Here is a 24699-nt window from a genome sequence, read left to right on the forward strand (position 1 = left end):
TTGATCCCTTACTGTTCAGTCAGCCCGTCGGAAATGACCTTTTTCGGTTTGGCCGAACCGACAGCGGCCAATGCCTGTGCCTTTTTGCCCTTTGGTACGGTGCCCTTGACCGTCGCCTCACCATTCATGACGGTGACGGTCACGCCCGTAATTTTTGCCTTTTGCAGGGCAGCCTCAATGGCGCTTTGGAGCTGGATGTCTTCGGGAGATGGTTTTGGCGGTTCTGGGGCAGGTGGTGGTGGCGCTGGGGCCTGTTGTTGGGTCGGCGGCGGCGCTTCCGGTTTCTTCTCTTCGGAAGTACAACCGCTCGATAACCCCAACCCGGCGGCAACAACCAGCCCGAGTGTGGCGGTTGCCAGTCCTGAATGGCGACGAGTAAGCATGGGTCCTGCTGGCTCCTGGGGCAGTGATGAAGTAGAGCAGGCGCACGCTAGCACGGGCTCCGGGTTTTGCCTAGCGCCGGGGAGAGAAGGTAGGGGATAGGGAATAGGGAATAGTATGAGGAGGGAGGGTTGCTCAACCCTCCCTCCTTGGGCTTGCTGTGTGGAAGCTACTCAAGTCGGAACCAAAAACTCATCAAAGGCCGCCCCATTCGCATTCCCAACCCTTACCCTCCTCACGCGGAGCTTCGGAGAGGTGATTCTCCACAGCTCTGCATGAGGAAGTCAGTCTGGCGGAGCGGATGGCGTGTCATGACTGTGGTTCAGTAGGGATTCGGGACGCCCGCCACACAGCGCGCCGTGTCGCGGGCAATGAGCAACTCTTCATCGGTCGGGATGACATAGGCCGCCAGACGGCTCCCTGCGCGGCTGATGACGCCTTCCTTGCGGTTCACGAGCGCCTGGTTTTGCGCCGGGTCGAGTTCGAGACCAAACCACTCCAGCCCCTCACAGATGCGTGTGCGGACTTCAGCCGCATTTTCCCCGATGCCACCGGTGAAAACGACGGCATCTGCGCCGCCCATCGCGGCCAAGTAGGCTCCGATGTACTTCCTGGCCCGGTAGCAGAACATCGCCACCGCCAGTTTGGCGCGGCGGTCGTCATGCTCGTGGATTTCATCGAGCAGGTCGCGCATGTCGTTGGTCAACCCGGAAACACCCAGCAACCCCGACTGTTTGTTGAGCAACGCCTCGATTTCCCGCGCCGTGAAACCTTCTTTCATTTCAAGGAAATCCACAATCGAGGGGTCAATGTCGCCGGCGCGGGTGCCCATCATCAGCCCTTCGAGCGGGGTGTAGCCCATGGACGTGTCCACCGACGCCCCGGCCCTGATGGCACAGGCCGAACACCCATTGCCCAGATGGAGCGCGACGATGTTGGTTTCCTCGCGCGATTTGCCCGTCAGTTGGCGGTAACGGAAGGCCACGTAGCGAAAGGAAGTTCCGTGGAAACCATACCGCCGCAGCCTGTGCCGCCGATAAAGCTGGTAGGGCAGGGCGTAGAGATAGGCCACTTCGTTCAGGGTTTGATGAAAGGCTGTGTCAAAGACAGCCACTTGGGGAAAGCCGGGACCGAACACTTCCGCCCCGGCCCGAATGCCCTTCAGATTGGCCGGGTTGTGCAGCGGCGCCAGATCAATGCAGGCCTCGATGCCACGGATGACCTCGTCCGTGATGAGCGTCGAGTGGGTAAAGCATTCGCCACCGTGAACCACCCGGTGGCCGATGGCGTGGATGTCCGCAACGCTCTGGACTTCCGTAATCCCTGATTCGCCGGAACAGGCCCAGCGCAGGATTTGTTCGACGGCCTGACGATGGTCGCGGACCGGGGCGGTTTGGCGTGAAACCTTGCCGTCCACGCGGAAGGTCAGCACGGCCTCACCGCCGATGCGTTCGATGATGCCGGAAGCCAACCGGCGGTCGGCATTGTGCTCGATGGCGTCCACGTCGGTGGCAATGATTTGAAACTTGACCGACGAACTGCCGCAGTTGAGAACGAGAATGTTCATAGTTCCAGGCCCTTCGGAAGGAGTCTGTCAGAAGAAGATGTCGGAACGTGCAGTATGACCGGCGCCGCCTGGCAGACTGGACGGTTGCCTTCCAAAGTCGCCGCTCTCCAACCGGGGGTGGGAACATAACGGTCGCTTTGGTACATGGCCCGTGGTGGGTGGCTTCCTGCGCGGTGTCGTTGGGGGATGCCCATGGCAACCCCTCGTTGCCATTCTGTTTTTCAAGTAGGATTGAAGGCAACGTCTGCCCGCGCAGGCACGTCCACGTGCCTGTGTGTCACCGAACGACAGTCTCGAAAGCGGCGACAAGAGACGAGGAAACCATCCCATGCGTGCCCTGATCCTGCTTTGCATGACCCTGTGGCCTGGCGCTCCGGCCATTGCCTTCCCGGCTCTCCCCGGCGCTCAGGGGGCGGCCGCGCCCGATGCCCTTGCGGCCTACAACCAGGCCACCCAGGCGCTGTCCGCCGGGAAGTATGAAGAAGCCATCCAGTTGTACACCCAGGCCATCGAACGAAAGGCAGATTTCCCGGAAGCGTACAACTGGCGCGGATTTGCCTACCGCGCCACCGGACGGCGCGAAGAAGCGCGCCGGGATTTCGACCGCGCCATCCAGTTACGCCCCAACTACGCCAAAGCCTATGAGCTGCGCGCCCTGACGCTCTACGAGCTTGGCCAGTACGCCGATGCCATCAGGGACTACACCGAAGCGTTCAAACTCGATCCCAAGTCCCAGTCCAATATCGGCTACCGCGGCCTGTGCTATTTCGGGCTGGAGCAGTACGACGAGGCCATCCGTGACTTTGATGCCGCCATCAAGGCCAGCCCTCGTGAAGCGCTCTGGTTTGTCTATCGGGGCCGGGCTTACGAGGCCAAACGCGACAGCCGGCGCGCCCTGTCGGATTATGAGCAGGCATTGCTGCTGGAGCCGAACAACATCCGGGCGCGGACGGCGCGGGGTGTGGCGCTCTATGTGCAGGGGAAGTACGAACGTGCCATCGCTGATTTCGATGTAGCCCTGCGCGCCGAACCAAACAATCAGGACATGCTGGCCTACCGCGGCCAGGCCCACATTGAACTCAAACGCTTCGACCGGGCGGTAAAGGACTTCGACGAGCTCGTGCGCCTCGATCCCAACAACGCGCGCGGCTACGTCGGACGCGGTTTTGCGCGCTACCAGGTCAAGGACTATGCGCTGGCGAAAGCGGATTTTGACCGCGCGCTGGAACTTGACCCCAACACGGGCAAGGTCTTTTGCTACCGCGCCATGACGCACCGTGAGATGGGGCAACCGGAAGCCGCTGATGCCGATTTCAGGCAGTGCTTTACGCTCGATGTCGGGCAGAAGACCGTGTACGGCAAGGCTGCCGAAGATGTGGCCGCACAGCTTGAGGCGGCCACACCACCGCCCCAGACCGCTCCACCACGCCGCCAACCGCCGGATGACCGCGCCGAACCGCCGGACGACTCTGCCGGGCGGCGTGGGCGTCCACGGCGGGTTGTAACCGGGATGCCTCCCGGCCAGGATACCGAGCCACTGCCGGATGACCAGCCGGCGCGTCCGGCTTCGCCGGGGCGTTCCACGCCACGCCAGGACCCTGCCCCAACTGACCCTGACCCGCTGCCCAGCGGTGGGATGACCACCGGTGGCTCCCCGTCCGGCGCGGTATCAAGCATCGGGAACACCCAGGCATTGGCTTTTCTACGGGCGATTCGGGATGGCAACGAAGTGCGCGTGCGGCAGATGCTTCAGCAGGGGATGTCGCCCAACGTGGTGGCGGCCAACGGCATGACGGCGCTGATGATCGCGGCCGATAGTGGTTACGGGCGGATTGTCCAGGCATTGTTGCAGGCGCAGGCCGATGTCAGCGCGGTGGATAGTCAGGGACGAACGGCACTCATGTATGCCGCGCGCACCGGCAACATCGAGTGTGTGACGGCGCTGCTCAGTCGGGGTGGCATCGGGGTTGATACCCAGGATGAAGAAGGCATGACGGCGCTGATGCACGCCGCTGACCGGGGCCACCGGGCGGCCGTACGGGCGATTCTGGCCCGGCGTCCCAACGTCAATGTGCGCAGTCGCGCCGGGATGACGGCCTACACGCTGGCCGTGCGCAACGGCGACATCGAAATCGTCAATGCCATCCGCGCTGCCGGCGGCCGCTGACTGCTGCCGGCTACGGGGCGGCGGCGGCTTTCCGCGCCGGCTGGGCCGTCAACTCCCGCAGCAGGGCCACGACACCGGGTTTACCTTCGCCGATGAGTCGGGCGCGGCGCGCGCGGTAGTCTTCCAGTACCGCCAGCGCCCTTGTGCGCAGGTGTTTTTCCTCATCGGTTTCCGCGCTGCCCTTGGGAACTGCCCAGGTAAATCCGCCGGTAGCCCGCGTCTGGGTCGGGATGTGCCGGAAATCCCGTTCGACGAACTTGCCGGTTTCTGCCTGAGAGATTCCGGCCGTGACGAAGAAATCCACGGCGGCGTCGGGATAGCCAAAAAGATAGCCGTAGCCCCGCCAGCGGGCGGCCGGCTCCGCCTGCTCAACGGTGTGCACGACGGCCATCGGATGCGCGTTGGGCGTCAACCCGAAGAGCGCAAAATAAGCCGGATGTGACCGGATGGCCCGCTCCAGCGCCGCCCGGTTGAACACCACGCCTTCGGCATGGCGTTTCCCGTCATACACGGCCGCAAAGGTGAGCACGTCAGCATAAAAGCGGTCGCCGCACCGGAAACGGGCCAGCAGGGCGCGGGTCGTTTCAATGTCGGCCAGTTCCGGCTTGGCAACCTCGAACTGAAAGCGTATGTAGCCGCTGCTCATCGGCTTGAGATCGGCGGCAATGGTGTACAGGGCTTCGGAATCCAGCATGGCCAGAAACAAAGCCTCGGCGCGGGCGCGTTGTTCCGGCGGCAGACCGTCCAGCGAAAAACAGTCGGCCGACGCGGCGGCTTCCGGGGTGCGGGCCTGGATTCGGCTTGGCCACGCGCCGAACGACGCCAGCAGCAGCGCCAGCGTCACGCAGAACCAGGCGTGGTGTGGAACGTGGTCAGAACGGTTCAGGAGCATGGAGCGGAACCAGCGGGCGAGGCCGGGTCAGTGTTTGTGCGGCTTTCCGCCTTCGTGGCCTTCCCTGGAGCTTTCTTTGGGACTGTCTTTCTGAACCCAGAGCACGCGCCCGGTGCGGTCAATGTAGGCCGTCCGCCTGTCCACCACGACCTGCGCCACCCCGCCCATGAAGCGGTGCGTATGGGAAAACTGGGGCGGAATGACCATCTTGCCGGTGCGGTCAATGTAGCCGTAGAGATTGCCGACTTTGACCGCGGCCAGTCCCTCGGAAAAGTCTTCGGCATCGTCAAACTGCGGTGGAATGACCATCTTGCCGGTTTTGTCAATGTAACCGTATTTGCCGTCCTGTTTGACCCACGCCATCCCTTCCCGGAAAGCATAGGTCATATCAAAGACAGCCGGAACGACGAGCCTGCCCGTGCGGTCAATGTAGCCGTGCTTGCCGTTGATGCGTACTCCGGCCAGCCCTTCCCGGAAGCCAAAGGTGTTTTCGTACTGGACGGGAATGACGACCTTGCCGGTGTTGTCAATGTAGCCAAATTTGCCGTCTTCCCGAATCCAGTAGAGCATGTCTTCCGTGGATGACGTTGGCGCCGTTTTCTGTTCCGAAGCCGCTCTTGCAGCGGTAGCTTTGGGGGAACGGGGTTTTTCCTGTGCCGTGGCGGCCATTGCCGGCAGCCCGATGAGAATGACCGATGTCAGTACACGATGCAGGAAGTGATGCATGGGACAAAGACCTCACCAGAGACGTATGTTGGTTGTCATTCGCCGGCTGCCCACTATAAAGCGGATGTTTTTGGATGGGAAGTCACAGAAACAGGAAAGATACGAAATCCAGCCACGCTTGTGACCCTTGGGGCAACGTGGCAGACTCCACGACCGCTATGGCAAAGGTGACGGCTGTTCTGGAAAAAGCACTCCGCTTTGAGCCACTGATGCCGGCGGAAGCCCGGTTGCTTCTGGGGACGACGGATTCGGCGGCGCGGCAGGACATTTTTGCGGCCGCGCAGGCGTGCAAGCAGGCGCTTGTGGGGCCGCGCGCGACATACGTCGTCAATCTGAACCTCAACTTCACCAACATCTGCGCCCTGCACTGCACCTTCTGCGCCTTCCGCCGCGAAGCTGATGCCCGCGAAGCCTATGCCCACAGCATGGATGCCGCCGTGGAGAAGGTCGCGCGGTATCGCCGGGAGTACGCCATTACCGAAGTGACGATTCAGGGTGGACTCAACCCGGCCCTTCCGGTCAGCTACTACTTTGACCTGCTGCGTGCGCTCAAACAGGCTTGCCCGGACGTGCACCTGCACGCCTATTCGCCGCAGGAGATTGACTTCATCCAGCAGCGGAGCGGCTGGTCGCTGAGCCGGATTTTTGATGCCCTGCGCGACGCCGGGCAGGGCACGCTCTGCGGGACGGCCGCCGAAATCCTCGTCGAACCGACGCGCCATAGAATCTGCCCGGAGAAAATCAGCGGGGCGCGCTGGCTGGAAATCGTCCGGGCGGCGCACCGGGCCGGCACCCGCACGACATCCACCATGCTGTTTGGGCACATTGAGTCGCTGGACGACCGGGTGGCGCACCTGGATACCCTGCGCCGGTTGCAGCGCGAGACCGGCGGTTTGACGGAGTTCATCCCGCTGCCGTTCATTGCCGCCAAGTCACCCCTGGGGCGCGCCGTGGGCCGCCGTGAAGTTGACGATGGGGAAGTGCTGCTCGTGCTGGCGGTGGCCCGGCTGTTCTTCGGACGCGATCTCATGCACCTGCAACTCGGATGGGTCAAACGGGGGCTGGCGCTGGCCCGGCGCAGCCTGCTCTGTGGCGCGGATGACCTGGGGGGCACGTTGCTTGAAGAGGAAATTTCCAACCGTGCCGGATCGCGTTTTGGTGCATACGTTCCGGCCGAACGCCTGGCTGCAACCATTGCTGCGCTGGGGCTGGAGCCGGTTCAGCGGACGACCACCTATGGCCGGGTCAAATCGTGGTCATCGGCCAGCACCCAGGTGTCCTTGCTGCCGCCGCCCTGCGAGGAGTTGACCACCAGCGAGCCACGGCGCAGCGCCACGCGCGTCAGTCCGCCGGGCAGCACGAAGATGTCTTCGCCGTAGAGGATGTACGGGCGCAGGTCCACATGGCGCCCCTCGATGCGGTCGCCCACAATCGCGGGGACGCGCGACAGCCGCAGCGCTGGCTGGGCAATGTAGTCCTCCGGCCGCGCCAGAATGCGTTCCCGGAAGGCATCGCGCTCCAGCGCCGTCGAGGCTGGGCCGACCAGCATGCCGTACCCGCCTGAGCCGCCGGTCGTTTTGACCACAAGCTGCTCCAGATGATCGAGAACGTAAGCCCGCGCTTCCGGGTCGCGGCACAGGTAGGTCGGCACGTTTGGCAGGATCGGCGTTTCGGACAGGTAATAGCGGATGATGTCAGGAACGTAGGCGTAGATGGCTTTGTCGTCGGCGACGCCCGTACCGGGGGCATTCGCCAGTGCGACCCGGCCGGACCGATAGACCTGCATCAGGCCCGGGACGCCCAGCAGGGAATCCGGGCGGAAGGTTTCGGGATCGAGAAACGTATCGTCAATCCGGCGGTAAATGACATCCACCGGCTTGAGGCCGCGGGTCGTCCGCATCTTGACCAGACCGCCGTCCACCACGAGGTCGCGCCCTTCCACCAGTTCGACGCCCATTTGCTGCGCCAGGAAGGAATGCTCGAAGTAGGCGGAGTTCGCCACGCCCGGCGTCAGCACGACCACGGTTGGGTCAAGGAGGTGCTCTGGCGCCAGCCGCTTGAGCGTTTCCAGCAGCTTGCTGGGATAGGTCGCCACCGGGCGAATCGTGGCCGCTTCAAAGAGCTGTGGCAGCGTGTACTTCATCACCGAGCGGTTGCCGAGCACATACGACACGCCCGACGGACAGCGCAGATTGTCTTCCAGGACGTAGATTTGCCCGTCGCGGTCGCGGACGAGATCGGTGCCCGTGATGTGGCACCAGATGTCGTGCGGTGGACGCAAGCCACGGCAGGCTTCGAGATACGCCGGATTGGTGAGAACAAGGTCAGAGGGGACGATGCCATCGCGCAGAATCCGCTGTTCACCATACACATCGGCGATGAAGGCATTGAGCGCCCGAATCCGCTGCTGGAGACCGGCTTCAATCCAGGCCCATTCACGGGCGGCAATGACACGGGGAATGAGGTCAAAAGGAAAGATTTTCTCGATGCCGTCCTGGCTACCATAGACATTGAAGGTAATGCCCAGGTGCAGCAGGGACTGCTCGGCTGTGGCCTGCCGCCGGAGGATTTCCTCATCACGTAGCAGGGACAGCGTTTGCATGAGGAAGGCTGCTTCCGGGCGCGGCACGCCCGGCATCAGAAACATCTCGTCGTAGAAGTCGCCAACGTCGTAGTCCTCGAACATGACCGTGAACCTGACCGTGCCGGGCGCGCCGTCCAGGCGTGGAACAGGGCGTCCCTTGGGTCGGGGCCGGATTCTGCGCCGACGTTGGGGCTGGACGATCGCTGTGCCAAGGATTGCCGGACAACCATAGCGAACCCGCCGGTTTGTCGTCCAGTCGGGGAATGGAGCCACCAATGTGGTCTGTCCACTCAGTTCAGCGGGGGTTGCTCCTGCATACGACGCCTGAGATCGTCCATCAGGTCAGGTAAATGGGCATTGACACGCTTTGTGGTCACTTCGCCGCCGAGGTCTATCAGTGTCGGAACGCAGTCGGAAAATTTCTGAAAAGCCGGAAGGCGGGAGAAAACCTTGTACTGTCTGGTTTCCTCCTCATCAAAGAGCTGAAGGTAGTTGGCATCGTTGAGTCGCTCTACGTCAGGCAGATTTTCAAGAGTACTGAACATCTTCTGTCCGGCGCTGGTGTCCACAATAGCCTTGAGCTGAAGCATTTCGTGTTCCGTAAAATTTTCAACCAGATACCGTGCCATCTCTTCGGACATAAGCGAGGCTGAAACATGCTGCTGGAAGAAGTTGCGGAAGATATCGGTATAACCACGCATTTCAGGTGTGGTACGTATTTCTTTGAGTAAAACGCTCATCATTTTGCGTTCGCAAATGGTGGGCAACTTCGTCAGGGCGAGCAGTTCCTGCGCCAGCGGAAGATTCCTGGCACGTTGTTCCGGGGTAAGCCGTAGGGGAGATGCCGTTGGGGAGGTCGGACGGGGAGGTGTGTCCGGCTGACCGGAGGCGACCGGCGGGCGCACCCGGCGCGGACGGATTTCCTGCTGTGCAAGAGCCGGGGCGCACAGCCAAACCAGCTCAAAGCCAACCAACCACGTTACCGAGAGCAGGAAACGACAGCCGAAAACCTGAAGCGGAGGAACTGACATAAACCGGCTCCTTGTTTTTCTGAGTAAAGGGGTGGGAAAGTCACAGGAACATACCTACGGCTGTGGCGATTCTTCCTGAAGCTGGCGGACCTTTTCCATAAACATCTCTTTTTCCTGAAGCTTGTATTGCTCGTCGAAGCTTTGTTTCCCAATCTGAAACAGCGTCGGAAGGTAGTCAGAAAACTTCTGAAAGACAGGGAGCCGGTAAAAAGTTTTGAACTGTATGGTTTCCTGCTCGTCAAAAATTTCCAGGTAACTGGCTTCCCGGAGTCGAACCGGTGCTGGCAGGGTGTCAAAACTGGTAAACATCTTGCGGCCAGCGCCGGTGTCCATGATGGCTTTGAGCTGGCGCAACTCCTGTGCATCGAATTTGTCAGCCAGATACCTGGCCATTTCTTCGGTGATGATTTGTACTGAAATGCGCTTCTGGAGAAAGTCGCGCACAAAGGAGCTTATTTCGCTCATGTCAGGCCGCTTGCGCATTTCCTTTTGCAGTCCCTTGATGATGGTCTGCTTGACAAGAGAAGGGAATCCGGTCAGGTCAAGCAGTTCATGTGCCACCGCAAGGTTGATTTCGCTTCGGGTCTGGTTTGGCGTCGCCTGACTATCAGCGGGAAGGCTGGAGGCCGGCGCTGGCGAGCCGGTTGGTTGACCGGAGGTGATCACAGAACGTGGTCTTGACGGCTGGCGGCTTTCCTGTTGGGCTGCAACCGGCAGGGACAGCCAGAACAGACCAAGGAAAACCAGACCGAGGACAGGCTTTGCCGGGGTATGTAGGGACACCATGGCTTCAGTCTCGGGACAAAGGTTGTTCCTTTCGGTAACGGTACATCTCGTCGAGCATCTGGCGGAACAGTTCATCGCGGTTCGACTCAAGCTTTCCCGTGATGATTTCTGCGCTGATGCCAAGCAACATAGCCGACCGGACGGAAAACTTCTGAAAAGCGGGTATCCGCAGGAACGTCTCAAACTGTTTGAGTTCCTGTTCATCAAAGAGACGCAGGTAATCCGGGTCGCTAAGTCGCTCTGCCTGGGGAAGGTTATCAAAGCGATAAAATATCTTCCGCCCGGCACTGGTCTTCGCAATGGCTTTGAGCTGGAGTAATTCCTGTTCTTCAAAGTTTCGCGCCAGGTAAGCAGCGATTTCTTCGGAGAGCGCTTCATCTCCCGCACACTGTTCGATGAAGCCCATAAAAATGTCGGCTTGCACCTGATGCTTGGGCGGTTTTTTACGGAAGTACTCCTCAAAGGCATCCAGGAGCTTTCGGACACAGATGGTCGGCAATCCCGTTGCAACAACGAATTCACGGGCGGCGATGAGCCTCTTTTCGCGCTGGTCACGGCTGAGTGCGGACGGACTGGCGGCAGGTGAAGTGAAGTCCGGCTGGGAAACTGGGACTGGCTGGCTGGAAGAGACCGGCGGACGCACCCGGCGCGGCCGGGTTTCCTGCTGCGCAAGGTCCGTAGCGTACAACAGGCAGACCATCCCGGCACCAACCAGCCATGTCGCCGCTGGCTGGAAACAACGACCGGAAACCTGAAGCAGGATGGGCGGCACGGGGCTACTCCTTTCCAAAGGGCAACAGGCGCGACTTGAGCAAAAGCGTTGCCGCAATCAGCGCTTTCTGAAGCTTGGACAGACGTGGGCGATGGTGAAAAACATTAAACCGCATCGCCTCCATCTGGTCGAGCAGTTTGAAGTAAATCGTCGCCATGATTTCGGCCGCGACCATGGATGGGCGGTCTTCAGGCCGCAGCGCCACCACCGCCTGAAAGCGGAAACGGCGCGCCCGCGCCGCCTGCTGTGCCGCCAACTGGATGAATGGTTCGTCGTAAACCCCGGCCCGCAAAGCTTCTTCGGTCACGCCAAACCGGGCCATTTCATCGAGCGGCAGATAGACCCGCCCCCGGGCCACATCTTCGGGTACGTCCCGGACGATGTTGATCAGCTGGAGCGCCTTGCCCAGATGAATGGCATAGTCGCGGGCGCTGGCGTGCCGGTAGCCGAAGATTTCAATGCACATCAGCCCGATGACCGAGGCGACGTGATAGCAATACTCATCCAGTTCCGCAAATGTCGCGTAGCGGCGGCGCACCAGGTCCATTTCCATGCCACGGATGAGCGCCAGAAAGTGCTCTTCGGGGATGGGAAAGGTCTGCAGGATGGCTTTGAGTTCGCGGGCTACCGGATGGCGGGGGGTCTGTCCGTTGAAGCAGGCATGGATTTCGCCGCGCCAGCGGTCGAGTTCCCTTTGGGGGTTGGTGGTGTCCACACTGTCGCCATCCACGATGTCGTCCACGATGCGGCAAAACGCATAGACAGTTTCAATGGCACGCCGTTGCGCCCGGGGCAGGATGAGAAACGAGTAGAGGAAGTTAGTACGTGAACGGTGGGTGATGCCTTCCGCAACAGCCGTGACCGAAGGCTGGAGTGTATGGTCCATTGGTGAACATCAATCAGGTTGGTATCTGAAGCGTCGTCGGTGGGGTGGTGGCCGAAAACGTTGCCCGGCGCAAGGCACCCAGAGCCAGGGCCGCTTTGGCGCGCAGGTCAAGCGTCGGTCGCCGCTCAAAAACGTTGAACTCAATGCGGCGCAGCGCCTGCAGAATATGCATACCACCCAGCCAGATAAGGCGCAGTTCAAACCCGAAGCGCCCAGGGACGAGTCCGCATAAGGGGCGGCCGCGCTCAAACAGCGCCTCGGTGCGCGCCGCCAGGCTGGACATCAGGTTCACAAAGGCCGGTGTGTGGCGGCATGCGTGCAAATCGGTTTCGCTGTATCCGTGCTGCGTCATGTCGTCCAGCGGGAGATACACCCGGTTCTGACGCAGGTCCACGGCCACATCCTGCCAGAAGTTGGTAAGCTGGAGCGCCGTGCAGATGGCATCCGACATCTCGTGCCACACCGGGTTGCGGTGGCCGAACAGCAGCAGCATGAGCCGCCCGACCGGATTGGCCGAACACCGGCTGTAGTCCAGCAGGTCCTCGAACGTCGCGTGCCGCGCGCGGCGGACATCGAGTTCAAAGGCATCCAGCAGGTCGTGGAAAAGCTGCCGTGGCAGGTCGTGGGTCTGAATGGTGTGGCCCAGGGCCAGAAACACCGGGTGCGTGGGGCGTCCCACGGTGCAGGTTTCAAGCTGGCAGCGCCAGTCGGCCAGGTTGGCGAGCCGCTGGGCGGCCGGCGTCGTGCCTTCATCGGCAAAGTCGTCGGCGGCGCGGGCGAAAGCGTAAATGGCATAGACGTGCGGACGCACGGCCCTGGGCAGGACCAGCGAACCGACCGGGAAGTTTTCATAGTGACCGAGAGCGACGCGCCGGCAGTACGCATAAGCGGCTTCGAGCGAAGGGGCGCCAGAGGAAGACTGGGGCGATGCAGAGGACACGATGTGAAACAACCTGCCGTTGGAACAAAGCTGCGGGCACTGCCGGAGCCATGCACCACACCGCCATGGGCGGTGCTCCGGTTTACCGCCAGACGATATTTGTTGCGCTACCGGCCAACGTCAAGGGCGTTTTCGCAGGTCGTTTTCGGGCGTCGGGCGCGCCCGCATTGGCGGCCACGGCTAGCCATGCGGCCAGCCATGCGGCGTCTGGACGAGAGCCTTCCGTTGGAGGGCTTCATCAAAGGCGCGACTGGTGGCCGCTGAAACTTCCTCCACCACCCGCAACTGCGCAGCCCATGTGCTGGCGTCAGGCGCTTTTTCAAGGCGTTTGAGGGCCCGCGCCAGTCGCCGGGCCCCAAGCTGGGCGGCACTGCCGTAGAGGCGGTGGGCAATGGCGCGAACCTCTTTTGCGTCCTGCCGTTCCATGGCCGCACGTAGTTCCTGCATCTGGTCCGCGACATCGGACTGAAACGTAGCGATAATCTGCTGTGCCAGTTGCTGGGCGCCGTGGCTTCCGGGGGTGATGCCGGTGCCAATCCAGAACGCATCCGCATCCAGCAGGGCGGCCTCACTTTCCGCGTTTTCAGTCGGGATTTCTCCGGTGCGGTGTTCCAACTGTGCGGCTGGTGTCGGCTGTGAAGCCGCGCCCAGCACCCGCTGCATCACCTCTTCGAGGTCTTTCATCCTGAAGGGTTTGGCCAGGTAGTCATCCATCCCGGCGGCCAGGCAGCGGTCACGTTCGCCGGCCAAGGCATTGGCCGTCAGTGCAATGATGGGCACGTGGCGTCCCAGTGTGCGTTCCTGCTCCCGAATGCGCTGCGTGGCGGTGTAGCCGTCCATTTCGGGCAAATGACAATCCATCAGGATGGCGTCCGGTGGCTGGGTCTGGAGCCGTTCGAGGGCTTCAAATCCATTGACCGCCACACAAACCTGGTAGCCAAGAATTTCCAGCATGCGGCACGCCACCTGCTGGTTGATGACATTGTCTTCAACCAGCAGGACGGTTTTCGGCTGGCCGCCCTGGGGGGGGGCGCCCCTGGGTTGGGCGACATCGGGCCGGGGTATGCTCGTGGGTGTCGTGATGGTGGGGCGTGGGGTTTCCTGCGAGTTGGTCTTTGGGGAGCGGGGACGTGGTTTGCCGAGCGCCGTCCGAAGCGCCTCCTTGAGCGCCATCATCCGCACCGGCTTGGCAAGGCACGCCGTGGCTCCCATCCGCTGGATTTCGTCCGGATCGGGCAATGGCGGCAGTGTGAGCAAAATGCAGGCCAGCGTGTCAAAGGTTTTTTCCCCGCGGATACGTTGTATCAGCGACAGACCATCCACGGCCGGCAGGTGGGCATCCAGCAGCGCCACCCGGAATGGATCGCCCTGTGCCACGGCTTCCCGCAGGGCGGCGAGGGCTTCCTCCGGGCTGGCCACGACTTCGCAAAACATGCCAAAGTCGGTCAGCAGTTGCGCCAGCACCGTGCGGTTGGTGGTGTTGTCGTCCACAACCAGCGCCCGCAACCCAAACCACATTTCGTAGGTGGAGAGCGGCTGTCCCGCCTCAGCCTTTTCGAGCGTGGCGGTAAACCAGAACGTTGAACCCTTGCCCACTTCACTTTCCACGCCTATCTCGCCGCCCATCATCTGGACGAGCCGTTTGGAAATGGCCAGTCCCAGGCCCGTCCCGCCGAAACGGCGTGACCGCGAGGCATCCACCTGGGCGAACGCCTCGAAGATGTTTTCCTGAAGCTCCCTGGGGATGCCAATCCCGGTGTCGGTTACGGAAAACTTCAGGGTGACGTGGGTTTCGGTTTCGGCCTGTTTTGTCACCCGCACGACGACTTCGCCCCGGTCGGTGAACTTCACGGCATTGCCCACGAGGTTGAGCAACACCTGCCGGAGCCGGCCGGCGTCGCCACGAAGCTGCTCGGGCACATCGCGGTACACCAGCGTGACGAGTTCAAGGGATTTCTTGCGGGCCGTGGCGGCCACGGTCTCGACGGCCTGCTCCACAGTGGCCCGCAGGTCGAAGTCGCTCACTTGGAAATCGAGCTTGCCGGCTTCAATCTTCGAGAAATCGAGAATGTCGTTGATGATGACGAGGAGCGATTCGGCGCTGTAGCGGATGGTTTCAGCCAGGTCTTTCTGGTTGGGAGCCAGGGGCGTACGCAGGAGCAGTTCGCTCGTGCCCATGATGCCGTTCATCGGCGTACGGATTTCGTGGCTCATGTTGGCCAGGAAATCGGATTGCCGGCGTGCCAGGGTCAGGGCGGCGTCGCGGGCGTATTCGAGTTGGGAAAGAAGTGTGCGGCGCTTGTCGAGTTCACGCGCCACGATGAAATAGGCCACAACGAGCAGCGCCGCAATGACGCCCACGCTCGCCAGGATGAGCCACTCCAGGGCTTCGGCACTGCTGCGCGCCAGCGCCAGCGCCGCTTCCAACTGCTTTTGCTCGGTTTGCACGATGGCTTCCAGCGGCTGATCCATGCGCTCGGCCAGGGCGTTTCCCTTGGGGCCGGGCACCACCTCGAACGCTGCTTCACGGTTGGTTCGCCGCAGGGCAATGACCCAATCCAGGTAGTCCTTGCCTTCAAGTATGACCTGTTCGAGTTGCCGGACGTATTCCCGTTGGGAGGGATGATCTCCGACCTCGGCATGGAGTTGCAGCAGGATGCGCTGTATCTGGAAAACCTGCTGAGAGGCTTCTTCGACGTAGGTCTCTTTGCCGGTGATGACATAGCCCCGTACGTGCAGCCGGACGCGCAGGGCCGCTTCCCGCGCATCGGCAGTCAGGTGGAGGATTTTCAGACTGCGCGCCACCCGGGCTTCGGCTGCGCGCAACTGTCGCACGAGGTTGGAGCAGGCCACGGCCAGCCCGCCGATGATGAGCACTACGAGGGCAAACCCGGCCATCAGGCGACGGCTTGTAAAGCGAAGGGCTTTTTGAAGTGTTGGCAACATACAAGCTCCGGGTCGAACTGACCCCGTTACCGGTCAATTCAGCCGTGGAATCCTGTCCGCTCCAGCCGGTTGTCAGCCAGACCTGTCATTCATACGGACCAGGAAAGCGTTCGCCGTTGAAATGGATAATGTGACCTGGCGCTTCTGCGACCCAAACCTCGGTCTCCCATGCGATTTCGGAGAGATACCTGGCCATCGCCCGACGGGTAGGGAAGGCGGTGACGAAGACCAGTCCATCCGAGACTCTTTTGAACAGCTCCCTGAGTTCGTGCTGACGCTTGACGTTGATGGGACCATGACTGGTGACGGCCTCGATGAGAACAAGCCAATGCTTCTCCGGCAAATGAACGATAACGTCTGGCATTTTGCCATGCTCATCAAGCACCGCTCTCCCTGGTGTCAGCCTGCTCAGCCACGGTTCACCACCTCCCTCACCAGGCGGTCAACCTCCGCCTGGTCAGGAAAGGTTGTGCCGATGTGCTGGCCAATCCGCACCAATTTGTCTCTTGCCGGATAGCGCAGTGAGCGGAGGTCAGTGGCGTTGACCTGGGTATGACCGCTGAACTGGCGAAAGTAAGCATCCACAAGGGTCGAATTGAGAAATACAGCAAGCCCCCTGGCCAGGTTCACTGGCAAACCAGCGCCTCGTACGTGGTAGAAGTTCAGATGGTTCTCGAAGGCAACCTGTTCCGCTTGAGGAAGACGGAGAGGATCATAGACGCCAGCCACAACCCGACGCCGTTCTTCCTTTGCTGAAAATCGTTTGACGAGCACATAGCAGCCTTTTGGGACAAGCAGCTTCTGCGCTCCCGGGCCAAGCACAAGGGCGTTCGGCTTGCGCGCCCGGCAGCCAGGCCATTCGACAAAACCACGTTGCAGGTGACAGGGATAGATGAGCGGCACAGTATTCGGCTCCGGCTGGAGACAGAGCAGGTGCTTGGCTCTGAAGTCCACCACCCTCCCGGTGGATACCGCCAGGCCCAGCTCTTCCAGGGTGCATTCAAGTTCCAGCATCCGGCGGCGGACGCCCTGCCCGTCCGTGTCCGGGACAACGTGGATGAAGAGATGCGGATCACCCGGCCGGACGAGATCAGCGTGTTTTACAGCTTGAATGTGCCGGTTGGCCTCCTTCAGGTCGGGACTGCCGGATACCACCACGTCATCCGTTCCGTCGGCGGCCTTCACAGCCCGGAAAATGATGTTTTCCTGTAAAACTGCATCGTCGGCAAAGGCGTGATCACGCCGGTCAAACACATGAATGCGGCGGAAGCGCATCGCCTTCAGGAAAAAACGGCGGAAAGGTTCAAAGTAAGGGCCATTGCAGAAACTTCTGGGCGTAATGGCCACGATTTCGCCCCCGGGCGCAAGCAGGGTCGTGGCGACGGCCAGGAAACCGGTGTACAGATTGCTTGTTTCCACGCCCATTGCGCGCAGAAGCTGGCGGTCGCGCGAGTCCGAACGAATCTTCCGGTAGGGCGGATTGAGAATCGCGCAGTCAAAGCCTTCACCCAAACCCGGCGTGAAGAGATCGCCAGTCAATGTTCGCGGCCCGGCTTCGAGGAAATTTCCCTCAACAATTCGGGCGTCGAACTGAATGCCCGCCGCGTGGCTGGCTGCCTGACAAAGATCAAGCGTCCTTTGGAGATAAGGAATGAGTTTGGAATCCATCTCAAAGGCTGTGATGGAGATAGCCTCCGGGCGTTGCTCCCGGCGAGCCATCGCGGTCACGAAGGCTGCCGAAAGGGAACCGACCCCGGCACCGGCATCCAGTACCCGCAGTGCCGGCTGGCGCGCCTCGAAGCTTTCTGCCATGAACAGAGCGATGGCGGCCGGTGTGAAGAATTGTCCCCAGAGGGCGCGGCGCTGCCGATCCAGGTGCTCCGAAAGATGGCGCCGCATGTTCTCCACCGTCTCCAGGAGACGCTCGTCCACCTGCTGTTCGTCTGGTTTCCAAAGTGTCGCGCTGGCCCTTTGCATCACAGCTTCATGCCTGTAGATTTGGCTTCTGACAACCATCCTGCCCGACCAGTGAACTATGGCAGGTCATCCCCCTGCCACGGATGATATTCCATGCCGTTTATTGTATCTCTGAGGTGGATTTCTGGCGGTGGTGTTGAGCCTGTCCGCCGTATTTTGCCACGTCCATGCTGAGCCGGGTTGCCGATTCGATCTTCTGGATGAGCCGCTACATCGAACGGGCGGAAAACATTGCCCGCTTCGTGGATGCCACCATGACGCTGACGCTCGACCTGCCGGCCGATGACACGGCCGCCTGGGTCGAACTCGTCGCCAGTGTGGGCGACCCCGTTGACTTCGCCGCCCGCTACGGCACGCCCACCCCGGCGGCCGTACTGCGCTACCTGACCTTCGATGAACAAAACCCCAACTCCATCCTGACCACGCTGGCACGGGCCCGGGAAAATGCCCGCTGTGTACGCGACACCATTTCCTCGGAAATGTGGGAGCAGGCCAACCGCTTCTACCTCGATGTCAAAAGCGCCGCCACCCAGGGGCGGTTCGGTGCCATGCCGCATGCCTTTTTCACCCAGGTGAAAATGTCCAGCCATCTGTTTGTTGGCGTGACGGATTCAACGATGTCCCACGGCGAAGCCTGGCACTTCAACCGGATCGGACGGCTGCTCGAACGCGCCGACAAAACGGCCTGCATTCTGGGGGTTGAGCGCTTCAACGCCACGACCCTCGCCGGCAGCTCCCTCATAGACGATCTGCACTGGTCGGGCCTGCTGCGCGCTGCCAGCGCCCTTGAGATGTATCGCAAACGCTTCGGCCGCATCGAACCACGCCGGGTTTTTGAATTCCTGTTGCTGAGCCGGGAGTTTCCACGGGCGGCGCACTACTGCCTGCTGCGCTGCGTGGAATCCGTCCATGCCATTTCCGGCACATTGCCCGGCACCTACACCAACCTGCCCGAACAACGGCTGGGACGGCTGGCGGCGCAGCTCGACTACGCCGGCGTCGAGGATATTCTTCCGCCGGAGTCGCCCCACGACGCCCGTCCGTTTCTGAACCGCTTCCGGCGTGACCTCTATGCCGCCGGCGATGCCATTGCCGCGACATTTTTTCCCAACTGAAGGATTGTGCCTATGACCTTTTGCCTCGGTATCAAGACGGTGGAAGGGCTGGTTGCCGTCGCCGACACCCGCATTACTTCCGGGACCGAGTGCCGTACCTCGCGCAAGCTGACCATCCACCGCGCGGCTGCCGCGCCGGTCTTCGTCATGACTTCGGGCCTGCGTTCCGCACGCGACAAGGTGGTGACGTATTTTGACGAGTGGCTCCGGGGCGAAACCGTCATTCACCGCCGGCTGTATGAACTCGTCAATGCCTATGGCGAGCAGGTACGGCGGGTCGTGCGTGAAGACCATGCCATGCTGGAGCGCGACGGCCTGCGTTTTGACCTCTTTTCGATTATTGGCGGACGGCTGCCCGACGACGGCGAACACCGGCTGTTTCTGGTCTATCCCCAGGCCAACTGGGTCGAAATCGGCGAGTCATCGCCCTACGCCATCATCGGCAATGCCTTCTACGGCAAGCCCATTCTCGACCGGATGCTGGATTACGGCTGTTCTCTTGAAGCGGCCCTCAAGGCGGCGCTGCTGGCGTTCGACTGTACGTTGACGAGCGCCAGCGATGTGAGCTATCCGCTGGATGTTGCCGTCCTGCGCGCCGGAGCTTCCGATTTCATTGAGCATCGCTTCACTGAGCCGGACATGGCAAGCTATGCCGTCTGGTGGCGTACCAACCTCCGCCGTCTCGTCGCTGACGCTCCTGGAAACTGGCTGAGCTTCCTCAACCTGGAGTCTGGCTTATGAGTTCGCTCGATCTGGACACCATCGCGGCGCTCAAAGCCCTCGATGACGGCGATGGCTTTTTTGCCGAGATGGTGAACACGTTTCTCGACAATGCCAAAGTGACCTTCGCGCAACTCCACGCCGCCCAGATCGCCAACGACATCCGCACTCTGGAGCGGGCCGCCCATAAGTTACGTGGCGCTGCCAGCACCATTGGAGCGCAGAATCTCATGGCCATGTGCGAAGCTCTGGAAACGTCCGCCCGTGAAGGGCACATCCCGGATGTGGCCGGCGCGGTGGCCGCCATCGAAACCGAGCTTCAGCAGGTTCGCCTGGCGCTTCAGGCCGAAATGGAAAACTGAACCCCGCCCCACCCGCAAGGAGAATCGCATGCCCCCCATTGTGGACATCGGTGAAGTGTTGCAGGGACAAGTGGCGCTTGTGACCGGCGCCAGTTCCGGTATTGGCGCCGCCGTGGCGCGTGAACTGGCCCGGGCCGGCGCGGCCGTGGCCGTCAACTACGCCGGAAACCCGGCCGGCGCACAGGCAGTCGCCGACGCCATTACGGCGGCTGGCGGTCGGGCCATGATCGTCCGCGCTGATGTCAGCGTCGAAGCCGAAGTGACGGCCATGTTTTCCGCCGTGCTGGACGCCTTCGGACGGCTTGACATCCTCGTTGGCAACGCCGGCCTGCAACGCGATGCGCCTTTCGTGGAGATGACACTTGAAGCCTGGGAGCGCGTCATCGCCGTCAACCTGACAGGGCAGTTTCTGTGCACCCGCGCGGCCGTCCGGCAGTTTCTCGCCCAGGAAGCGCGCCCGGAGGTGTCGTCCGCGCTGGGCAAAATCATCTGCATATCCAGCGTTCACGATGTCATCCCCTGGGCCGGGCATGTCAACTACGCTGCCTCGAAAGGCGGTCTGTCGCTGCTCGTGAAATCGCTGGCGCAGGAAGTGGCCGGGAAGAAGATTCGCGTCAATGCCGTCTCACCCGGTGCCATTCGGACGCCCATCAACCGCGCCGCATGGGAGACACCGGAAGCCGAGGCGGCCCTGCTCAAACTCATCCCTTACGAACGGGTGGGCGAGCCGGAAGACATCGGGCGCGCAGTCGTCTGGCTGGCGTCGGATGCTTCGGACTACATCACCGGTGCGACGCTCTATGTTGATGGCGGCATGACGCTCTACCCGGAGTTTCGTGAAGGCGGCTGATGAACGACTGGATGTTTTCAGAAGCCGAACGGGCGGCCGTCTATCGGGCCATCCACACCCGGCGGGACATTCGCTCCACCTTTCTGCCACAACCCATCCCCGATGCCATCCTGTGGCGGCTGCTCGGCGCGGCCGCTGCGGCGCCATCCGTGGGCTTCATGCAGCCGACGGAGATCATCGTCATCCGGGATACGGAGGTGCGGCGGCAGATTCACGCGCACTTTGAAAGCGTCAACCGGGCTGCGGCTGAAGTTTATACGGACGCCGACCGCCGCGCCTATGATGCCCTCAAGCTGGCGGCCATTATCGAGACACCGCTCAACCTGTGCTTCACCTGCGACACGACGACCCAGCGCGGGCGCGGTCTGGGACGCCAGACCATGCCCGAAACGGCCGTCTTCTCGACGGTCTGCGCCGTGCAGAACGTCTGGCTGGCAGCGCGCGCCGAAAACATCGGCGTCGGCTGGGTCAGCATCCTTGAGCCGGAAACGGTCAAAACCCGGCTCGACATTCCGGCGCACCTGACGCTGGTGGCCTACCTGTGCGTCGGGTACGTCAGCGACTTTCCCGCCCAACCCGAACTTGAAACCAAAGGCTGGGAACATGCGCGTGACCTGACCGAAATGGTGTATTTCGACCGCTACGGCGTTCGCCAACCGTGAACCCTGACTCCCCCCACGACAACCTCTGACACTTTCTGTACAGAACACGACTGACCATGAAACCAAGTTCTCATGCCAGTTCACCGGCGCGCGTCCGGTGGTGGCTCGCCCTGTGGATTGCTGCTCTGTTGACCGCAACACCGCTGGTGCGGGCGCAGCAGACGGCGGCCAAACCGTCCGCCGGTGACAAACCGGAAGCCAAAGCCGAGGCTTATACCCAACTCAAGTACCGCCTGATCGGCCCCTTTCGCGGGGGACGGGTGGATGCTGTGACCGGCGTCCCCGGACAGCCCAACCTGTACTACTTTGGCGCTACCGGCGGCGGTGTGTGGAAAACAACCGATGGTGGCGTCAACTGGCAGCCGCTTGGAGATGGCTCGTTCCGTACCGGCTCGGTCGGTGCCATTGCCGTTGCCCCCAGTGATCCGAATGTCATCTACGTCGGCATGGGCGAACACACCTGGCGCGGCAATGTCTCGCACGGCGACGGTGTTTACAAATCCACGGACGCCGGCCGGACGTGGCGGCGCGTGGGGCTGGAAAACACGCGCCACATTGCCCGGATTCGCATCCATCCGACCAACCCGGAGGTCGTCTATGCGGCTGCCATGGGACACTGTTTCGGGCCGAATCCTGAACGTGGCGTATATCGTTCGACCGACGGCGGCAAAACCTGGCAGCGCGTGCTCTTTGTCAGCGACCGCGCCGGTTGCGCCGATCTGGCCATGGACCCGACGAACCCGCGCATTCTCTACGCCGGGATGTGGGAGGCACAGCGCGGGCCGTACTTTTTCAGCAGCGGCGGTCCTGGAAGCGGCCTGTGGAAAAGCACCGACGGCGGCGAGACCTGGCAGGAACTGACCCGCAAGCCGGGGCTGCCCACGGGAGTGCTGGGAAAAATCTGTGTCACCGTTTCGCCGGCCAACCCCGACCGGCTGTGGGCCAGCGTTGAAGCTGAAGAAGGCGGTATCTTTCGCAGCGACGACGGCGGCGCCACCTGGACGCGCACCACGGGCGACCGCAACCTGCGCCAGCGCGCCTGGTATTTTTCCCGCCTTCAGGCCGATCCAAAGGATGCCAACGTCGTCTATGTGCTCAACGTGCAGTGGCATCGTTCGAGCGACGGCGGGCGGACGTTTTCCCCCATGCCCACGACCCACGCGGATCATCACGACCTGTGGATTGCGCCCGATGAGCCAAACCGCATGATTCTGGGCAATGATGGCGGCGCGGCTGTCTCCACCGATGGCGGCCGCAGTTGGACGGAAACCGACCAGCCCACGGCCCAGTTCTACCGCGTTGCCCTCGACAACCAGTTTCCGTTTTTCATCTACGGCGCACAGCAGGACAACACCACGGTCGGCATTGCCAGCCGTGCGACCCGTGGCTTTGGCATCGGTCTGCGCGACTGGGAAGATGTCGGCGGCGGCGAGTCCGGCTGGATTGCGCCACACCCGGCCAACCCGGACATCATTGTTGCCGGCAGCTACGGCGGCCTGCTGACCCGTTACGACCGGCGTACCGGACAGGTGCGCGACATCACCGTGTATCCTGAAAATCCGATGGGTGCTGGCGCGGAAAGTATGAAGTACCGCTTTCAGTGGAACTTTCCCGTCATCTTTTCACAGCATCCACCGCATCCGCTGTATGCCGCTGGCAACCGGTTGTTCCGCAGCGATGACGAAGGCGCAAGCTGGAAGCCTGTCTCGCCCGACCTGACGCGCAACGATCCGACGAAGATGGGGCCGTCGGGCGGCCCCATCACCAAGGACAACACCAGCGTCGAGTATTACTGCACGATTTTTGCTCTGGCCGAATCCCCGAAAACAGCCGGTCTGATATGGGTCGGAACGGATGACGGCCTCGTGCACCTGACCCGTGATGGCGGAACAACCTGGGAAAACGTCACGCCCAAAGGGCTGCCCGACTGGATTCAGATCAACGCCATCGAAGCCTCACCGCACGAGCCGGGCGCGGCGTACCTGGCGGCGACGATGTACAAGCACAACGACTTTGCGCCCTACCTCTACAAGACGACCGACTACGGCAAAACCTGGACGAAAATCGTCAACGGCATTCCGGCCGACGCCTTTACCCGCGTCATCCGGGAAGACCCCCGGCGCAGGGGGCTGCTCTACGCCGGGACGGAAACCGGCATGTACGTTTCCTTTGACGACGGTGCGAACTGGCGGTCACTGCAACTCAACCTGCCGGCCGTGCCGATTACCGACCTGGCCATTCAGCCGCGCGACAACGTGCTTGTGGTGGCCACCCAGGGACGTTCCTTCTGGGCGCTCGATGACCTGACCGTATTGCAGCAGTACGCCGCCCAGCCAACATCCCAGTCAACGGGCGCGGGCGTCAGGCTGTACGCGCCGGAAAAAACCCACCGGTTGCGTGGTTTTGGCGGTTTTGCGCCGCCGCCCACGGCGACCGTCGGGGCCAACCCGCCGGTGGGGGCCGTGGTCTTTTTCGAGCTGCCCGACAAGCCCTTGAAACAGGTGACGCTCACCTTTGAAGACGCCGCCGGCAAGCCCTTGCGCACGTTCACCGGACGGGCCAAGGCGGGAGCCGAAACGCCTCCGACCAGGCCCGGACGCGACGAAGGGCCGACCGACACCTTCACGTATGAACCGGGCCTCAACCGCTTCGTGTGGGACTTGCGTTTGCCGGGGCCAACGCGCGTCCCGGGCATGGTGCTGTGGGCGGCTGACTTGCGCGGCCCACGGGTGCTGCCGGGAACCTATCGCGTCACGCTTCAGGCCGATGACGTACGGCAGACCCAGACCTTTGATCTCGTCGCCGACCCACGGGTGATGGTGACGCCGGCGGACCTTCAGGCGCAGTTTGACCTGCTGGTGGCCATCCGGGACAAGGTTTCAGAAACGCATCAGGCCATTCTGAACATCCGGGATACCCGGCGGCAGGTGGAAGAGGTCGAAAGCCAGTTGCGCGGACGGGAGGATGCCAAGCCGCTGCTCGAACTGGCAAAGGCCCTCAAGGAAAAGCTCACGGCTATTGAGGAAATGCTCGTGCAGACGAAGATTCAAAGCGGCCAGGACCCGCTCAACTATCCCATCCGGCTCAACAACAAGCTGGCGGCGTTGATTGGCGTGGTGGACAGCGCGGACGCGGCTCCGACCGCGCAGGCGCGGGAGGTCTTTGCCGATCTGACTGGGAAAATAGATGCCGAGCTGCAAAAGCTGCGCGAGGTCATAACGCGCGATCTGGCGGAGTTCAACGCGAAGTTTCAGACGTTGAACCTGCCGCGCATCGCGCCCCGCGCCGGTGTGCGGTAGCGGCTGCCGGTTCCGGTGTCCCGCCCTGTCCCTTAC

Annotated in this window: 20 protein-coding genes and 1 pseudogene; 8 read left to right on the forward strand and 13 right to left on the reverse strand. The window is 61.9% G+C overall.

Annotation, left to right across the window (positions count from 1 at the left end):
• Positions 1-8: 8 nt before the first annotated feature.
• Complete coding sequence (locus J8C05_RS14445; protein ID WP_211423452.1) at positions 9-383, reverse strand: hypothetical protein; 375 nt, start codon at positions 381-383, stop codon at positions 9-11.
• A 320-nt stretch (positions 384-703) separates the two neighbouring features.
• On the reverse strand, positions 704-1948 hold the full coding sequence (locus tag J8C05_RS14450) for an acetate/propionate family kinase (RefSeq protein ID WP_211423453.1): 1245 nt from the start codon (positions 1946-1948) through the stop codon (positions 704-706).
• A gap of 328 nt (positions 1949-2276) precedes the next feature.
• Between J8C05_RS14450 and J8C05_RS14455 the strand changes: the two genes are divergently transcribed.
• Complete coding sequence (locus J8C05_RS14455) at positions 2277-4115, forward strand: tetratricopeptide repeat protein (protein WP_211423454.1); 1839 nt, start codon at positions 2277-2279, stop codon at positions 4113-4115.
• Positions 4116-4125: 10 nt separating this feature from the next.
• Here J8C05_RS14455 and J8C05_RS14460 read toward each other — a convergent pair whose 3' ends face one another.
• The gene (locus J8C05_RS14460; RefSeq protein WP_211423455.1) at positions 4126-5007 is read right to left on the reverse strand and encodes a hypothetical protein; all 882 of its coding nucleotides are present in this window, start codon (positions 5005-5007) and stop codon (positions 4126-4128) included.
• Between the two features lie 27 nt (positions 5008-5034).
• Positions 5035-5733, reverse strand: a complete 699-nt coding sequence (locus J8C05_RS14465) for a WG repeat-containing protein (protein WP_211423456.1) — start codon at positions 5731-5733, stop codon at positions 5035-5037.
• A 209-nt stretch (positions 5734-5942) separates the two neighbouring features.
• On the opposite strand from J8C05_RS14465, the pseudogene J8C05_RS15585 reads away from it, so the two are divergent.
• A pseudogene (locus J8C05_RS15585) lies at positions 5943-6917 on the forward strand (CofH family radical SAM protein); the annotation flags it as partial.
• A gap of 50 nt (positions 6918-6967) precedes the next feature.
• On the opposite strand, the gene J8C05_RS14470 reads toward J8C05_RS15585, so the two are convergent.
• From J8C05_RS14470 to J8C05_RS14510, 9 genes are all read right to left on the reverse strand, one after another.
• Positions 6968-8419, reverse strand: a complete 1452-nt coding sequence (locus tag J8C05_RS14470) for a circularly permuted type 2 ATP-grasp protein (protein ID WP_211423457.1) — start codon at positions 8417-8419, stop codon at positions 6968-6970.
• A 188-nt stretch (positions 8420-8607) separates the two neighbouring features.
• Positions 8608-9348 carry a hypothetical protein gene (locus J8C05_RS14475; RefSeq protein ID WP_211423458.1) on the reverse strand — a complete coding sequence of 247 codons (741 nt, stop codon included), beginning with the start codon at positions 9346-9348 and terminating at the stop codon, positions 8608-8610.
• A 54-nt stretch (positions 9349-9402) separates the two neighbouring features.
• Positions 9403-10134 carry a hypothetical protein gene (locus J8C05_RS14480; protein ID WP_211423459.1) on the reverse strand — a complete coding sequence of 244 codons (732 nt, stop codon included), beginning with the start codon at positions 10132-10134 and terminating at the stop codon, positions 9403-9405.
• Positions 10135-10138: 4 nt separating this feature from the next.
• Positions 10139-10906: a hypothetical protein gene (locus J8C05_RS14485; protein ID WP_211423460.1), complete on the reverse strand. Its 768-nt coding sequence runs from the start codon at positions 10904-10906 to the stop codon at positions 10139-10141.
• A gap of 4 nt (positions 10907-10910) precedes the next feature.
• Positions 10911-11792 (reverse strand): presqualene diphosphate synthase HpnD, encoded by an 882-nt coding sequence (gene hpnD / locus J8C05_RS14490; RefSeq protein WP_211423461.1) that lies wholly within the window; start codon positions 11790-11792, stop codon positions 10911-10913.
• Positions 11793-11805: 13 nt separating this feature from the next.
• The gene (hpnC, locus tag J8C05_RS14495; RefSeq protein ID WP_211423462.1) at positions 11806-12732 is read right to left on the reverse strand and encodes a squalene synthase HpnC; all 927 of its coding nucleotides are present in this window, start codon (positions 12730-12732) and stop codon (positions 11806-11808) included.
• Between the two features lie 180 nt (positions 12733-12912).
• Entirely contained in the window at positions 12913-15678 is a 2766-nt protein-coding gene (locus J8C05_RS14500) for a response regulator (protein WP_211423463.1), read from the reverse strand.
• An 85-nt stretch (positions 15679-15763) separates the two neighbouring features.
• The gene (locus J8C05_RS14505) at positions 15764-16063 is read right to left on the reverse strand and encodes a BsuBI/PstI family type II restriction endonuclease (RefSeq protein WP_246840774.1); all 300 of its coding nucleotides are present in this window, start codon (positions 16061-16063) and stop codon (positions 15764-15766) included.
• 23 nt (positions 16064-16086) lie between these two features.
• The gene (locus tag J8C05_RS14510; protein ID WP_211423464.1) at positions 16087-17577 is read right to left on the reverse strand and encodes an Eco57I restriction-modification methylase domain-containing protein; all 1491 of its coding nucleotides are present in this window, start codon (positions 17575-17577) and stop codon (positions 16087-16089) included.
• Positions 17578-17822: 245 nt separating this feature from the next.
• Between J8C05_RS14510 and J8C05_RS14515 the strand changes: the two genes are divergently transcribed.
• The 6 genes from J8C05_RS14515 to J8C05_RS14540 are packed head-to-tail and all read left to right on the forward strand — an operon-like array spanning position 17823 to position 24663.
• On the forward strand, positions 17823-18770 hold the full coding sequence (locus J8C05_RS14515; protein ID WP_211423465.1) for an alpha-E domain-containing protein: 948 nt from the start codon (positions 17823-17825) through the stop codon (positions 18768-18770).
• A 12-nt stretch (positions 18771-18782) separates the two neighbouring features.
• On the forward strand, positions 18783-19511 hold the full coding sequence (locus J8C05_RS14520; protein WP_014101464.1) for a peptidase: 729 nt from the start codon (positions 18783-18785) through the stop codon (positions 19509-19511).
• Positions 19508-19852: an Hpt domain-containing protein gene (locus tag J8C05_RS14525; protein WP_211423466.1), complete on the forward strand. Its 345-nt coding sequence runs from the start codon at positions 19508-19510 to the stop codon at positions 19850-19852. The genes J8C05_RS14520 and J8C05_RS14525 overlap by 4 nt, the downstream gene beginning before the upstream one ends.
• 28 nt (positions 19853-19880) lie before the next feature.
• Positions 19881-20702, forward strand: a complete 822-nt coding sequence (locus J8C05_RS14530) for an SDR family oxidoreductase (RefSeq protein WP_211423467.1) — start codon at positions 19881-19883, stop codon at positions 20700-20702.
• Positions 20702-21364: a 5,6-dimethylbenzimidazole synthase gene (bluB, locus tag J8C05_RS14535; RefSeq protein ID WP_211423468.1), complete on the forward strand. Its 663-nt coding sequence runs from the start codon at positions 20702-20704 to the stop codon at positions 21362-21364. The genes J8C05_RS14530 and bluB overlap by 1 nt, the downstream gene beginning before the upstream one ends.
• 56 nt (positions 21365-21420) lie before the next feature.
• Positions 21421-24663 (forward strand): VPS10 domain-containing protein, encoded by a 3243-nt coding sequence (locus J8C05_RS14540; protein ID WP_211423469.1) that lies wholly within the window; start codon positions 21421-21423, stop codon positions 24661-24663.
• Positions 24664-24699: the final 36 nt, after the last annotated feature.

This window comes from Chloracidobacterium sp. N, assembly GCF_018304765.1.
Taxonomy (GTDB): Bacteria; Acidobacteriota; Blastocatellia; order Chloracidobacteriales; family Chloracidobacteriaceae; genus Chloracidobacterium; species Chloracidobacterium aggregatum.

Bases quoted from the DNA above. Each gene is read 5' to 3' on its own strand.
- J8C05_RS14445 (WP_211423452.1), bottom strand. From the start codon at position 383: ATGCTTACTCGTCGCCATTCAGGACTGGCAACCGCCACACTCGGGCTG.
- J8C05_RS14450 (WP_211423453.1), bottom strand. From the start codon at position 1,948: ATGAACATTCTCGTTCTCAACTGCGGCAGTTCGTCGGTCAAGTTTCAA.
- J8C05_RS14455 (WP_211423454.1), top strand. From the start codon at position 2,277: ATGCGTGCCCTGATCCTGCTTTGCATGACCCTGTGGCCTGGCGCTCCG.
- J8C05_RS14460 (WP_211423455.1), bottom strand. From the start codon at position 5,007: ATGCTCCTGAACCGTTCTGACCACGTTCCACACCACGCCTGGTTCTGC.
- J8C05_RS14465 (WP_211423456.1), bottom strand. From the start codon at position 5,733: ATGCATCACTTCCTGCATCGTGTACTGACATCGGTCATTCTCATCGGG.
- J8C05_RS14470 (WP_211423457.1), bottom strand. From the start codon at position 8,419: ATGTTCGAGGACTACGACGTTGGCGACTTCTACGACGAGATGTTTCTG.
- J8C05_RS14475 (WP_211423458.1), bottom strand. From the start codon at position 9,348: ATGTCAGTTCCTCCGCTTCAGGTTTTCGGCTGTCGTTTCCTGCTCTCG.
- J8C05_RS14480 (WP_211423459.1), bottom strand. From the start codon at position 10,134: ATGGTGTCCCTACATACCCCGGCAAAGCCTGTCCTCGGTCTGGTTTTC.
- hpnD (WP_211423461.1), bottom strand. From the start codon at position 11,792: ATGGACCATACACTCCAGCCTTCGGTCACGGCTGTTGCGGAAGGCATC.
- J8C05_RS14500 (WP_211423463.1), bottom strand. From the start codon at position 15,678: ATGTTGCCAACACTTCAAAAAGCCCTTCGCTTTACAAGCCGTCGCCTG.
- J8C05_RS14510 (WP_211423464.1), bottom strand. From the start codon at position 17,577: ATGCGGCGCCATCTTTCGGAGCACCTGGATCGGCAGCGCCGCGCCCTC.
- J8C05_RS14515 (WP_211423465.1), top strand. From the start codon at position 17,823: ATGCTGAGCCGGGTTGCCGATTCGATCTTCTGGATGAGCCGCTACATC.
- J8C05_RS14520 (WP_014101464.1), top strand. From the start codon at position 18,783: ATGACCTTTTGCCTCGGTATCAAGACGGTGGAAGGGCTGGTTGCCGTC.
- J8C05_RS14525 (WP_211423466.1), top strand. From the start codon at position 19,508: ATGAGTTCGCTCGATCTGGACACCATCGCGGCGCTCAAAGCCCTCGAT.
- J8C05_RS14530 (WP_211423467.1), top strand. From the start codon at position 19,881: ATGCCCCCCATTGTGGACATCGGTGAAGTGTTGCAGGGACAAGTGGCG.
- bluB (WP_211423468.1), top strand. From the start codon at position 20,702: ATGAACGACTGGATGTTTTCAGAAGCCGAACGGGCGGCCGTCTATCGG.
- J8C05_RS14540 (WP_211423469.1), top strand. From the start codon at position 21,421: ATGAAACCAAGTTCTCATGCCAGTTCACCGGCGCGCGTCCGGTGGTGG.